15 protein-coding genes are annotated in these 12,623 nt (G+C 26.6%); 5 read left to right on the top strand and 10 right to left on the bottom strand.

The features are described 5' to 3' along the window. Nucleotides 1-27 precede the first annotated feature (27 nt). The gene (locus ATCC9714_RS07330; RefSeq protein WP_057544888.1) at nucleotides 28-351 is read left to right on the top strand and encodes a DUF3784 domain-containing protein; all 324 of its coding nucleotides are present in this window, start codon (nucleotides 28-30) and stop codon (nucleotides 349-351) included. Between the two features lie 123 nt (nucleotides 352-474). On the opposite strand, the gene ATCC9714_RS07325 is transcribed toward ATCC9714_RS07330, so the two are convergent. From ATCC9714_RS07325 to ATCC9714_RS07310, 4 genes are all read right to left on the bottom strand, one after another. Beyond that, nucleotides 475-3,084: an ABC transporter permease gene (locus ATCC9714_RS07325; protein WP_057544887.1), complete on the bottom strand. Its 2,610-nt coding sequence runs from the start codon at nucleotides 3,082-3,084 to the stop codon at nucleotides 475-477. After that, nucleotides 3,085-3,762: an ABC transporter ATP-binding protein gene (locus ATCC9714_RS07320; protein WP_057544886.1), complete on the bottom strand. Its 678-nt coding sequence runs from the start codon at nucleotides 3,760-3,762 to the stop codon at nucleotides 3,085-3,087. 105 nt (nucleotides 3,763-3,867) lie between these two features. Beyond that, nucleotides 3,868-5,109 (bottom strand): sensor histidine kinase, encoded by a 1,242-nt coding sequence (locus ATCC9714_RS07315; RefSeq protein ID WP_057545359.1) that lies wholly within the window; start codon nucleotides 5,107-5,109, stop codon nucleotides 3,868-3,870. Beyond that, the gene (locus ATCC9714_RS07310; protein WP_021129902.1) at nucleotides 5,096-5,797 is read right to left on the bottom strand and encodes a response regulator transcription factor; all 702 of its coding nucleotides are present in this window, start codon (nucleotides 5,795-5,797) and stop codon (nucleotides 5,096-5,098) included. The genes ATCC9714_RS07315 and ATCC9714_RS07310 overlap by 14 nt, the downstream gene beginning before the upstream one ends. 294 nt (nucleotides 5,798-6,091) lie before the next feature. Between ATCC9714_RS07310 and ATCC9714_RS07305 the strand changes: the two genes are divergently transcribed. From ATCC9714_RS07305 to ATCC9714_RS07290, 4 genes are all read left to right on the top strand, one after another. Then, on the top strand, nucleotides 6,092-6,439 hold the full coding sequence (locus tag ATCC9714_RS07305; protein ID WP_021124379.1) for a DUF4234 domain-containing protein: 348 nt from the start codon (nucleotides 6,092-6,094) through the stop codon (nucleotides 6,437-6,439). 85 nt (nucleotides 6,440-6,524) lie between these two features. Continuing rightward, nucleotides 6,525-6,923: a DUF2752 domain-containing protein gene (locus ATCC9714_RS07300; RefSeq protein ID WP_081013599.1), complete on the top strand. Its 399-nt coding sequence runs from the start codon at nucleotides 6,525-6,527 to the stop codon at nucleotides 6,921-6,923. 270 nt (nucleotides 6,924-7,193) lie between these two features. Continuing rightward, entirely contained in the window at nucleotides 7,194-7,388 is a 195-nt protein-coding gene (locus ATCC9714_RS07295) for a helix-turn-helix transcriptional regulator (RefSeq protein WP_021124377.1), read from the top strand. A gap of 2 nt (nucleotides 7,389-7,390) precedes the next feature. Further along, the gene (locus tag ATCC9714_RS07290; RefSeq protein ID WP_057544885.1) at nucleotides 7,391-7,849 is read left to right on the top strand and encodes a DUF6773 family protein; all 459 of its coding nucleotides are present in this window, start codon (nucleotides 7,391-7,393) and stop codon (nucleotides 7,847-7,849) included. Here the strand turns inward: ATCC9714_RS07290 and ATCC9714_RS07285 are convergent. From ATCC9714_RS07285 to ATCC9714_RS07260, 6 genes are all read right to left on the bottom strand, one after another. Beyond that, entirely contained in the window at nucleotides 7,809-8,378 is a 570-nt protein-coding gene (locus ATCC9714_RS07285) for a hypothetical protein (RefSeq protein WP_021124375.1), read from the bottom strand. The genes ATCC9714_RS07290 and ATCC9714_RS07285 overlap by 41 nt on opposite strands. Before the next feature lie 72 nt (nucleotides 8,379-8,450). Next, complete coding sequence (locus ATCC9714_RS07280; protein WP_057544884.1) at nucleotides 8,451-9,017, bottom strand: hypothetical protein; 567 nt, start codon at nucleotides 9,015-9,017, stop codon at nucleotides 8,451-8,453. Nucleotides 9,018-9,190: 173 nt separating this feature from the next. Continuing rightward, nucleotides 9,191-9,961 (bottom strand): class I SAM-dependent methyltransferase, encoded by a 771-nt coding sequence (locus ATCC9714_RS07275; RefSeq protein ID WP_057536211.1) that lies wholly within the window; start codon nucleotides 9,959-9,961, stop codon nucleotides 9,191-9,193. A 293-nt stretch (nucleotides 9,962-10,254) separates the two neighbouring features. Continuing rightward, the gene (gene rbsD, locus ATCC9714_RS07270; RefSeq protein ID WP_057544883.1) at nucleotides 10,255-10,650 is read right to left on the bottom strand and encodes a D-ribose pyranase; all 396 of its coding nucleotides are present in this window, start codon (nucleotides 10,648-10,650) and stop codon (nucleotides 10,255-10,257) included. Between the two features lie 31 nt (nucleotides 10,651-10,681). Next, a complete protein-coding gene (rbsK, locus tag ATCC9714_RS07265; protein ID WP_021124370.1) occupies nucleotides 10,682-11,596 on the bottom strand; it encodes a ribokinase in 915 nt (304 codons plus the stop codon). 84 nt (nucleotides 11,597-11,680) lie between these two features. Further along, complete coding sequence (locus ATCC9714_RS07260) at nucleotides 11,681-12,508, bottom strand: MIP/aquaporin family protein (protein WP_021124369.1); 828 nt, start codon at nucleotides 12,506-12,508, stop codon at nucleotides 11,681-11,683. Nucleotides 12,509-12,623: the final 115 nt, after the last annotated feature.

Here is a 12,623-nt window from a genome sequence, read left to right as displayed (position 1 = left end):
AATTAAATCAACAAGGGGGTAATTAATTTGTTGAATGTAGCATTTTCTATGTCTTTTGCACTATTTCTATTATCTATCGTATTTTTTATTTTTAAAGGTAAATCAGCAATTTTAATACAAGGATATTACTTTATTTCTAAAAATCAAAGAGATTTATATGATGAAATTAAGTTAAGTAAAGATTATAGTCTTATACTTTTCAAAAATGGGTTAATTATTTTAATTGGAGCACTAGGATATATATTTATTTCTAAATCAATCTTATGGATAGCCTTTGCTATTTGGGTTATATATTTTGTAAAAACTCTTGTAACCTTCAGTTTTGATAAATATAAACTTAACAAATCTTAAATTTATTTTAGTATATAAAAATCTGAGGTTATATAGTAATCTGACTAAACGTTAAAGCCTTGCCCTTTAGGCTTTAAGTGCAGGAAGATGCTATATAACCTCCGACTCTCCAAAGCTAACTCATTATATACTCTCTTGTCTAATATTTTCTATTATATTTTCCTTATTTATCTTTCTCATAGGTATATATGAAGCAATAAACGTAATCACAAATACCCCTACAATAGATACTAAAACAGCATTCCAAGGAAGTATCATACCCAACTGAACAACATTTCCCATAATCTTATTCATAATAACATCAATTAAAAGACCTATAGGAACTCCATATACTAAAGCTAAAACCCCATATAACAAACTCTCAAGATATATCATCTTATTAAACCCCTGTGGAGTTACACCTATTGACTTAATTATAGCAAACTCTCTTTTTCTTAAATTTATATTCGTACTTATAGTATTTACAATATTTGTTATACTCACCAAAGATATAACTAACACAAAACCATATACAAATATTTTTATTGCTATAATAGACTGCTCCATTTCTAATGCATTATCTACTTCGTCATGTACATTATATCCATATTTTTCTCCAATTTTCTTTAAAGCATCTCTAGTATCTTTGCTTTTATCTGAATTTATATATATATTTCCACTATTAATATCATAACCTAACTTTGATCCTACCTCATTATAAGTTATAAAATCAATTCCCATATAAGTAGACATCTTATTTCCTGGAAGTAAATCATCAGTAGTAGCTAAAACCTTTAATTTAATTGGCTCATTTATTTGTTTACCATTTTCATCCCTAGAAAACTTATATGCATTTATCGTATCTCCTACCTTATAATTAGTTAAAGAAACATCATACTTTTTCCCAGGCTCACTATAAGAACTTTTATTTCTAAGTATTATCCCATTTTCTTTTATAGCAGTTTCTTTATCAAAACTACCATTTATTAATTTTAAATTGTCTATATCTTTATCTCCTGTAAATTGGAAAATATTTTGGTCATAATTAAATTCATATACAGTTTCACCATCTTTATTCTTTTTAGAAAATGTCTTATCTATCAAATCCTTATAATCTTTATTTATATTACTTTCCTTAACATCAAAACCTACTCCATAATCATTTCTAACACTAATCTTTTTAATACCATTTACCTTATTTAAATCATCTATTATTTTATCTCCTTCTAAAATGCCGCCTTTCCACAATCTTACATCATAATTCACTTGTCCAACACTAGCCTCATTAGCTTTTATAAATAACTCTACAAAGCCACTAAAAGATATAAATATCACCACACTAATTATTAACGAGAATAAAGTTATCCTAAATTTCTTTTTATTTCTTCTTAAATTCTTATACGCTAAAACCCCTTCAGTTTTAAATAATAATCTAACCAACTTAGAATCTTTTACTTTTCCTAATTTAAGGCTAGAACTATTTTTTATAGCTTCAAGAGGTGGTGTTTTAGCTGCATTAAGGGCTGGAAGTATTGCCGAAACTAATATAGTTGATAATACTATTAACGCACTTAATATAATTACATAGGGATTATACACTACTCTTAAATTAAGCTGTGCAATAAGCGAACTACTAAACATGTATTTTATTAGCTTAAATATTAAATCTATTGCAAAAGTTCCAGTTATTAATCCTAAAGGTATTCCTATTACACTTACTACAATAGCTTCTATAAACACTATCTTCATAATCTGAGATTTTGTTGCTCCTATAGAGTTTAATATTCCAAATTGTTTTTTACGATCATTTATAGAAATGCTAAAAGCATTATATATTGTAGCCACTGTACATACAACTACTAAAGTAGTAACTACAAACATAGCTGCATTAATACTTCTATTTATATTAGCATAAGCACTTGCACCCTTTAATCTTAATAAGTGTTCATTAAATGATAAGTTTTCATAAGCTACACCATTATCATTGTTATAAATCATATTATCACTATCATCATTACTTGCTACTTTTAAACCTAAATTTTTAGATATAGCTGGTGCAATTTCATAAATTTCACTAGGCTCATTAGCACATATAGCTACATTTACTTTATCACCTTTATTTTTTTCTTTTATATCTAAATAAGTTATTCCACTTACAACATCATTATCAATATCATCGTCTAGTTTATTCATAACACCAACAATCTTAAAGTTTTTACTTTTACCATCTACTATAGTTTCATTATCATGTACTATTGGAATTTCTATCTCTTTTTGATTTTTATCTACTCTTTTTCCAATATTTAAATTTATGCTATCTCCTACTTTTTTATCAATCAAAGGCATGGCTCTTTCACTTAATACAATCTCATTGCTATTAGTTGGAAATCTACCTTCCTTTAACTTTATTTGATAGCCTTCAAATCCATTTTTATCAAAAGCTTTAACTGAAACTAAATTCTTTTTTTCATTGCTTAACTTTGAGTAACCTAAATTATCACTAATAGAGCTTTTAGATATTCCCGAACTCTTTGTTATCTTGTCTACATCCTCTTTTTTTATATCGTGAAAAGTTGCATGGAAAGCTCCTTTTCTATTTATAGTTTCTCTAATTTGATAATCCATAAAACTTTCAAATATATTCCCTATTCCACAAATAAGTGATGTAGATAATAGAATACCTATTATCGTAACTATTGTTCTTTTCTTATTTTCTTTTAAATATCTTAAAGTTAAAGAAGTGTATAAGTTCATTTATATCACCTCGTCATCTTTAATAGTTCCATCTTCAATAGTTATAACTCTATCAGCTTGAAGAGCAATATTAGTATCATGAGTTATCATTATTAAAGTTTGATTGTATCTCTTTACGGATAACTTTAATAGCTCTAATACTTCCTTTGAGTTCTTACTATCTAAGTTTCCTGTTGGTTCATCTGCAAGAACTATAGATGGTCTATTTATAAGTGCTCTGCCTATAGAAATTCTTTGTTGTTGTCCTCCACTTAACTCATTTGGAAGATGATTTTCTCTTTCTTTTAATCCTAGAGTTTTTAACAAATCATCTAAATATTTTTTATCTATTTTTCTATTATCAAGCTCTGCTGGTAATAATATATTTTCCTTTGCACTAAGTACAGGTATTAAATTGTAAAACTGATATATAAGTCCTACATTTCTTCTTCTAAATATAGATAAATCCTTTTCTTTTAAACTGTATATATCAACATCATTTATAAATACCTTTCCACTAGTTGGCCTATCAACTCCACCTATCAAATGTAGTAAAGTACTTTTACCACTACCACTTGGTCCTACTATTGCAACAAACTCACCTTTGTTTATTGATAAGTTTATATTTTTTAAAGCGTCTACCTTTGTCTCACCTTTACCATAACTTTTAGTTAAATTTTCAACTCTTAAAATTTCCATACTACCCTCCATATATTCCTCTTTATAAAAGTTTAACTTCACTTTCTCTTATACTTTATATTTTATAGACTGGTTATTACTCTAAAGTGAATTAAATATTACAAATTAGTCACTATAGGTTTTATGGAATATAATATGAAATTCTGCTCCTTTTCCTTTTTCACTTTTAACGTATATATCTCCATTTTGACTTTCTATTATAGACTTTGCCATAGCTAGCCCAATTCCAACGCTATCTTCTTTTGAGCTACTTTTACCTTTATAAAATCTTTTAAATATATGAGGTAAATCTTTTTTGTCTATTCCTTCTCCACTGTCTTTTATAGTTATTTCACAGTACAGTGGATTTTCTTCATAATTAATTTTTAAATTCCCATCTTTTGGAGTATGTTCAACACAATTTTTAATTATATTAACTAAAGCTTCACAAGACCAATCTATATCCCCTTCATAATTAATATTGTCCTCACCAATTATACTAAGTTGTATATTTTTAAGTTCAATTGGAATTAAACTTGGTTGGATTGCTCTTTTTACCAATTCTTTAATATTTACTTTTTCATGTTTAAAATCAATAACTTTTGCTTCTACCTTAGAAAGCTTTAACATACTTTTTATAAGCCACTCCATCCTATTTAACTGAGACTTTATTTTATCTAAAAATTCTATTTTAGTTTCTTTTGGTATATCACCATACATTAAGTCGTTAAGTATTATTAATGAAGTCATAGGAGTTTTTAATTGATGTGAAATATCAGATATAGTATTATTTAAAAATATTTTTTCATTGTTTAATAACTCTACTTTTTCTTTAAGTATATTGGTCATTTTTAAAAGCTCAGTTTTAAGAAGACCTATTTGCCCTTCTTGGTTTTTATTCTTCATTTCAAAATATCTACCTTCTGAACTGTTGTATACATAATTTGTCATATCCTTTATATCACTATATATCTTTTTAAAACAATACATAACCAAGATAAAAATAAATATAAATATGATAACTATAAATAATGCATTTATGCTAAATAATTCTTTTATACTGTCTTTTATAATTGGTTCATTATTAAAACTTATATTTTTATCATAGTTGTACTTGCTTAATACTTTTTTCCCTAAACTTAAATTATCTTTTGATTTTCCTTGAGTTATTATATCTACTATATTAGTTTCTAAATTTGGATTTTTAGAAACTATGGCCCCTACTATAGCTTGATTATTTTCTACTATCTTGTTCTTTATTATATTTACACTTATAAAGCTAATTCCTATTGATACCATTATTGTAATTATAAATAAGACTATATAGTTTCTTATAAAGCTTTTTATCTCAATGTTAGATAGAAACATTTTTTTCACTTCCATCCCACTTATAACCAACCCCTCTTACTGTAAGTATGTATTTTGGATTAGTTGAGTCATCTTCTATTTTTTCTCTAAGCCTTTTTATATAAACTGTAAGTGTATTATCATTTACAAAATCGTAAGTAACATCCCATAACTTTTCTAAAATTTTTGTTCTACTTAAAACTACATTCTTGTTTTGTATTAAAATTAATAATAATTTATACTCAACAGAAGTTAGAAAAATTTCTTCTCCTTTTTTATAAACCCTAGCTTCTAATGTATTAATACTTAAATCTCCAAATTTTACTACCTTTTTGTTTTCATTATTATTACCTTTTCTTCTAAGTACTGCATTCATTCTAGAAATAAGCTCTCTTACTCTAAATGGTTTTGTTACATAGTCATCTCCCCCGATATCTAATCCTGTAACTATATTTACTTCTTCATCACAAGCTGTTAAAAATATTATTGGTGTATCTAATGTTTGTCTAATTTCTTTGCAAAATTCGTATCCATTTCCATCCGGTAGCATTACATCTAATAGGATAATATTATATTCCTTGTTATTAATGTTTTGTCTACCACTTTCTAAATCCTTGCATATATCAATATTAAAACCTTCTTGCTCTAAGGCATACTTTACTCCAAAGGCTATTGTGCTATCATCTTCTATCATAAGAACGTTTATCATAATTTCCTCCAACTTTACATTATATTCCTATTTATCATTATACAATAGCCAACCCTAAATAAAATTACATATTAGTCACATTTCCTTTTTCTTACTTATTGAGTGATTAACAATTTTTTATGTAATCAATTTACTTAATTTTTAATATAATAAAAGTGAAAACTTATTTTAAACTCTATTTTACATATAAACTCTGTAAATACAGTTTTATAAATTTTCATTGAATTATTTTGGTAAATATAGTATATTTATCTATGGAATTTTATAATAAAAAAGAGGGGAATATTTAAAAATATGAATAATATTATCGAAGAAAGAAACCCAATAATACAGCTATTATTATCTATTGTAACATGTGGAATTTGGAGTATAGTTTGGCTTTATAAAATACTAGAAGATACTTCTGCATTAGTACCAGAGGAAGATTTAAATCCTGGTCTTTCACTTGTACTTACTATAGTAACATGTGGCTTATATGGAATATATCTAAACTATAAAATAGCAAAAATGTTAGTTTTTGCTGGTGAAGAAAGAAACATTAGAATATCAGACAATGCTATATTATATATAATACTTTCTGTATTTGGATTTGGTTTAGTTAACTATATAATAATGCAATCTGATCTAAATAAATTTGCTTAATATAAAAATACTCTATTTTAATATAGAGTATTTTTTATATAGTAATTAATAAAATTAACATAAAAAACAATTAAGGAAATTTAATATGAAACTTAAAATTAAAAACTTATTTATTAAAATAGTAATATTAACATTTGGATTTTCTATTTTTCGTATTTTAGGTAGTGATACAAGATGTTTATTAAAAAACAAAATCGGAATTCCATGTCCTGGATGTGGTATGACTAGAGCTTTAGAAAGCTTTCTGCATGGAGATATAAAAAAAGCTTTTTATTATCATCCTTTATTTCTAATTCCGATTTTTATTGCAATAGTGTTTTTATTTAGTAGTAATAATTTTTTTGCAAAACTCATTAAAAATAAAAATATATGGATTTTTTTAGTAATACTTGTATTACTAGTATACATTATTCGTATGGTTTTAATGTTTCCAGATGTAGCACCTATGAATTATGTTAAACCTATATGGCTAAGTTTTTTCTAGCATTTCATTTTTAATAAATAAACATTTGTATAAATGCTTTTTATCATCTTTAAAATTTGCAGTTCTTTAATAATAAAAAAGTGTCTAATTTAGGCACTTTTTTTATATATTTCACCTTTTATCATATTTAAATAAAAATATATATGTATATATTTTTATATAGTATCATCAATATAAATACCTAAAATAAATATTTTATTATACATAATGCAATATATAGTTTACTTTTTGTTATGTTTATCATACTATTTTAAATATAGGGAGGTTTATATGAAAAATAAAAGAATGAAAATAGCTCGTATTGAATGTGATATGAAACAAGAAGATTTAGCCAAAGCAGTAGGAGTAACAAGGCAGACTATAGGGTTAATAGAATCCGGAAACTATAACCCTACTCTAAATCTTTGTACTTCAATATGTAAGGCTTTAGGGAAAACCTTAGATGATTTATTTTGGGAGGAATAATAATGAAAAATGTTAAAAATAAAGATGAAAGAGTTATATCTCAAACAAGAAAACTTCAAAGTGATGGATTTCAATTATTAATTTACGCATTACTTTTATCAGTTGTAGTTCAACAGATATTTTTGCAATCTCCACCTAGTCAATACATGGCTGAGTTGTTATGTTTAATAGGTGCTGGATTTTATAGTCTTATTCGTAATTTAAATCTAGGTAATAATGTTTTTGGTGATGATAGTGATTCAAATAAGAGTATTTTTAAAAACGCCTTACTTTATGGGCTAGGATCTGTTGTTTTTGCTGCTTTGTTAACAGGTGAAAAAAATATAGGATATCTTTTAAGTTACTTTTTAACATTCACAGTAGTATTTGGTGGTATGAATTATCTTTTTCACTATATTAGTAAAAAAAAGCAAGATAAAATTAAAAGAGAACTAGATATGGACGAAGATGATATTGATTAAATGCATTAAAAATACTTATTAAAATACTTTGTACACCGTAAATATTATTTTGTTTATATCCATAAAAAAAATGAGGAGAACAAGCATTTCTCCTCATTTTTTCTATTTGTTTTTCTAAATTCTTAAGTCTAACCTCAGATTCTCTATCAATTCTAAAAGCCCTATTTCTTAAACGCATCGGAAAAAGCTTCTTTACATCATCACTAAAATAAGCTCCATCCCTTGGTATCTTATGTGAAATAACACTAAAATTATCAGCATTATTATCAACCTTCAAAACCACAGGTGTATAACTAGCTCCACCACTTTCATTATACTTTAACACCAAAAGATAAACTTTATCCTTCCTCGCTCCCAAAACCTCAAAAGCACTAAAACACTTTCCATCATCACTTGAAACAATATCCTCTGTTTTCTCATTTAAATAAGTCCTAATAACATCTTCCTCTTTCTCAATAATAGATATTTTATTTTTCTGTTCCTTTTCTATAAAAGCATTACCTAATAATATAGCTACTAATATAATCATCCCAATAAATACTTTCTTAATAAAAATCGCCCCTTTTATAAATTTTAATAATGCTTATATAAGTTTAGCATACTAACTCATATCCCCTAAATTCTTTAAACAAGAATTAAATTTTTTTATAAACTTATCCTTCAAATTTTTAAATTCTTTTTTTTCGCAATCTAAAATTAACTCTTTTTCTAAAATATCTAAAAAACAATTGAAATCATTTATACAATCAGTATCTAAAATTTTAATTGTTTTATATAAGTTCTTTAAAAGCTCAGAAGAACAAAATTCTATACGACCTTTATCTTCAGCTTCTAAATATATCTCTACATAAAGTGAGTTGCATATTTCATCGAAATTTTTTTCTGAATCTGACATCTCTAACATAGGAAAATACACATCTCCAAGTAATATTCCTTTAATATATCTACTTAAAACATCTTGACAATTTGCTTTATAACTAATGTAATCTGAATTCACAGTATTTCTAAAAACATCGGATTCAAAAATTAGATTATCTTTGCTCAAACTGTCAAAAACTTTAATTTGACCTTTAATCTCAATATTATCTAAAATTTTAAATTTGTTTTTATCATCTACATATTTATTTATTAATTTATTTTCATAATATATTTTATAATTTTTAATCATTTAACTCTCTCCCTAGTATAAGCATTTAGATATAATTATATCTATATACAGTTTTAATTCTATTATAAATGCTTGCATACTTAATTGATACAATTAAATATGTTCACGAAAATATATGTTTTATTGAACACAAAAAGGATGTAATAAAAATTGCTACATCCTTTTAAAATCAACTATAACTTTATTGCTTTAGTTGCAATAAATGTATCTATATGATTATCTAATAATCCATTTCCTAATTTATCTTCATAAAAACCACTAATTACAAAACCAGCATCAATTTGACCTCCAATTTGACTTTGTAAAGAGTGACCAAATTCTAACGTATCTTTGGTTTGTATCCTTTCTTCCAACTGCTCCTTTGTAAGTTGCTCTATATCTGAGTATGGTATGCTATTTCTAACAATCAATTTATTATTTTTTTCCCATTCGTATAAATCAAAAATATACGAAATAGGATTTGCAAATCCTGCTATTAATACACCACCTGGTTTTAAAACTCTATAACATTCAGACCATACCTTTTCCACATTATCAATAAAGCAATTCGAAACTGCATGAAATATAAAATCAAAGGTTTCATTATTAAACCTTGATAAATCTCTCATATCCCCTTGTTCAATGTTTATATTTAAGTTATCTCTATTAGCTACCATTTTATCTTTTGATAGTTGCTCCTTACTATTATCAAAAACTATTACATTAGCTCCAAGTGCCGAAAATATCGGACCTTGTTGACCTCCTCCAGATGCAAGGCATAGTAAATCTTTTCCTGACACATCCCCAATCCAATTTTTAGGAACAGGTTTCGTTGGAGTTAATAGTATTTTATACTCTCCTTTTCGAGCCATTTCAATATCCATAGAACTTACTGGTATTGTCCATTTATTACCTATCTTAACTTCATTGTCCCAAGCAAGTTCATTATGTTTTCTTATATCCATTATATTAAATCCCCCTTTAAGTTAATTTTCTGAAAATTCCCTACTTATTTAATGATAGCATTCTAAATACTTATTATCTATAAAAACTATATTATTCAATATATACACTAAAACAGATGTTTTCGTGAACACTTGTCTTTATAACCTGTTCTCAATTTTTACTTTTTAAATACATTCATATTACTTTAAAACAAAAGTTATACATATATTTTTTAAATATAATAATTTTCTTATAATAAAAAAGAAGGAACCATTCGTTCCTCCTTAACTTATTACATATTGCTTATAAATTGCTAAAATACTACTCCAGATTTTAATATTATATTTGCATATGGTGTAAACTCACCTGTTCTAACTGTAGCCATAGAATCTTTAGTCATTATTTTAAAATCTTCGTGAGGCACTTTAGTTATTTTTATACCCTTAAATCTATTTTCTATCTCTTTATATAAATTTTTACTAACCTCTTCCATCTCACAAGCTATTACAACTTCTTCAACTTTTAATTCTTCAAGTACTGTATCTAATGTATCTAAAAATGTTGGTATACCATGTTTTAATGCTAAATCGATTCTATCTACATCCCTTGGTATAGGAAGACCACTATCACATATTGTTAACATGTCTGTGTGTCCCATTTTTGATATTACTGATGATATTTCGCTATTTATTAAAACTGACTTTTTCATCTTCAATCTCCTTAATTTATGTACTATTTTTTTATTTATCAAAATTATAATTCATAATATCGTATAAACTTGGTATTGATGTTTGTGCTCCTACATTAGTAACACATAAAGCCCCTACCTTTGATGCAAAGTCCATAGCTTCATCTATATCTTTACCTTTGGAAAATGCTACTGCTAATGCTCCTGTGTAACTATCTCCTGCAGCTGTTGTATCTATTGCCTCTACTTTATATGACTTTTTAAATTTTACGTTATCCTTATCTAAATAAAGACTTCCCTTTGATCCTAATGTAACTATAAGTTGTTTTACACCTTTTTGTATCATTACATTAGCTGCTTTTTTTATATCATCTTCATTTTCTATTTTCACTCCACTTAATATTTCAAGTTCTGTTTCATTTGGAGTTAATAAATCTACATTTTTTATAATATCATCACTTAGCTTAACTGCTGGTGCTGGATTTAATATTGTAAACTTACCTAATTCTTTTGATTTTTCTAAAGCGTATTTTATAGTATCTATTGGAGTTTCAAGTTGTATTACAACTATTTCACTTTCTTTTATCCCATCTATACATTTATCTATATCTGATTCTTCTAATTTAAAGTTTGCCCCAGGAGATACTACTATAGAGTTTTCAGCATTCTTATCTACAGTTATAAGAGCTACTCCACTTGGTCCTTCTTCAATTTGTACATAATCAGTTTTTACTTTATCTGCTTTTAATTGTTTTAATAGACTTTGTCCAAATCCATCATTTCCAACCTTACCTATCATATAAACATCTCCACCAAGTCTTGATGCTGCTACTGCTTGGTTTGCACCTTTTCCACCTGGTATTTCTTTAAACTTACTTCCTATTAATGTTTGACCCTTCTTTGGCATTTCATCAACATTTACAACTAAATCCATATTAAGACTTCCTATTACACATATCTTTTTCATGTTAAATTCTCCTTATCTGTTGTCATTTGATTTGTAATATATTTTCATGTTTTTTACACATTTCTTACATATTTATAATTTTTGTTACGCAATTTTATCTATTAATTCATTATGTATGCTTTCCTCATTTTTACTCTTTAACTTTATCCCAACAAAAGTAGCTATTGTTACACCTATCATAGTGTAAAGTCTATAATCTACAACTCCATCGTATAAAGCAAGATGTACTAATCCTGAAGTAATTGCTCCCATTATAGGGGCTATTACAGGTATCCATGCATATTTAAAATCAGAACTTCCTTTACCTGGTATTGGTAAAAAGAAATGCGCTAAACGAGGACCTAAGTCTCTAGCTGGATTTAGTGCAGCTCCTGTTACTCCACCAAATGATGTTCCTACTAAAAATATTAAACATCCAACTGCTAATGGTTTTAATCCACTTGGGAATGTGTTTTTGTCTAGACCTAATATACAAAATACTAATGCAAATGTTACTATGTACTCACTAAAGAAGTTTGCTAAATTATTTCTTATAGTTGGTGCAGTAGCAAATATAGTTAACTTAGCTTGTGGGTCATCTGTTTTTTCCCAGTGATTAATGAATTGAAAATATACTAATACACCACCAAACATACCACCAGCTATTTGAGCCAAAACATACCCTGGTACTAAACTCCATTCAAAAGTACCTCTAACTGCTTGCATAATTGTAACTGCAGGATTAATATGAGCCCCACTTATATCTCCAAGGCAATATATAACCATTGCGACTGTACATCCCCAAGAAATATTTATAGCTACATTTCCTGCTTGGTGTGAGCCTGATGTTTTTAATGAATTTCCTGCCAAAACTCCACAACCAAAAAATATTAACATTGTTACTCCTATGAATTCTGCTAAATATACATTCATTTTAGTTCATCATCCTTTATAATTATATTCTTTGTTAAATTTTTATTGATATCGTTTTCCAACCTTATATTTGATATGATATAATACTTTTTTCATTTTTTCAATATCTTTTTCC

Origin of the sequence: Paraclostridium sordellii, from assembly GCF_000953675.1 — a bacterium.
Lineage (GTDB): Bacteria > Bacillota > Clostridia > Peptostreptococcales > Peptostreptococcaceae > Paraclostridium > Paraclostridium sordellii.
Note: the sequence above shows the minus strand (reverse complement) of the source record. Positions and strands in the feature narration are given on the sequence as shown.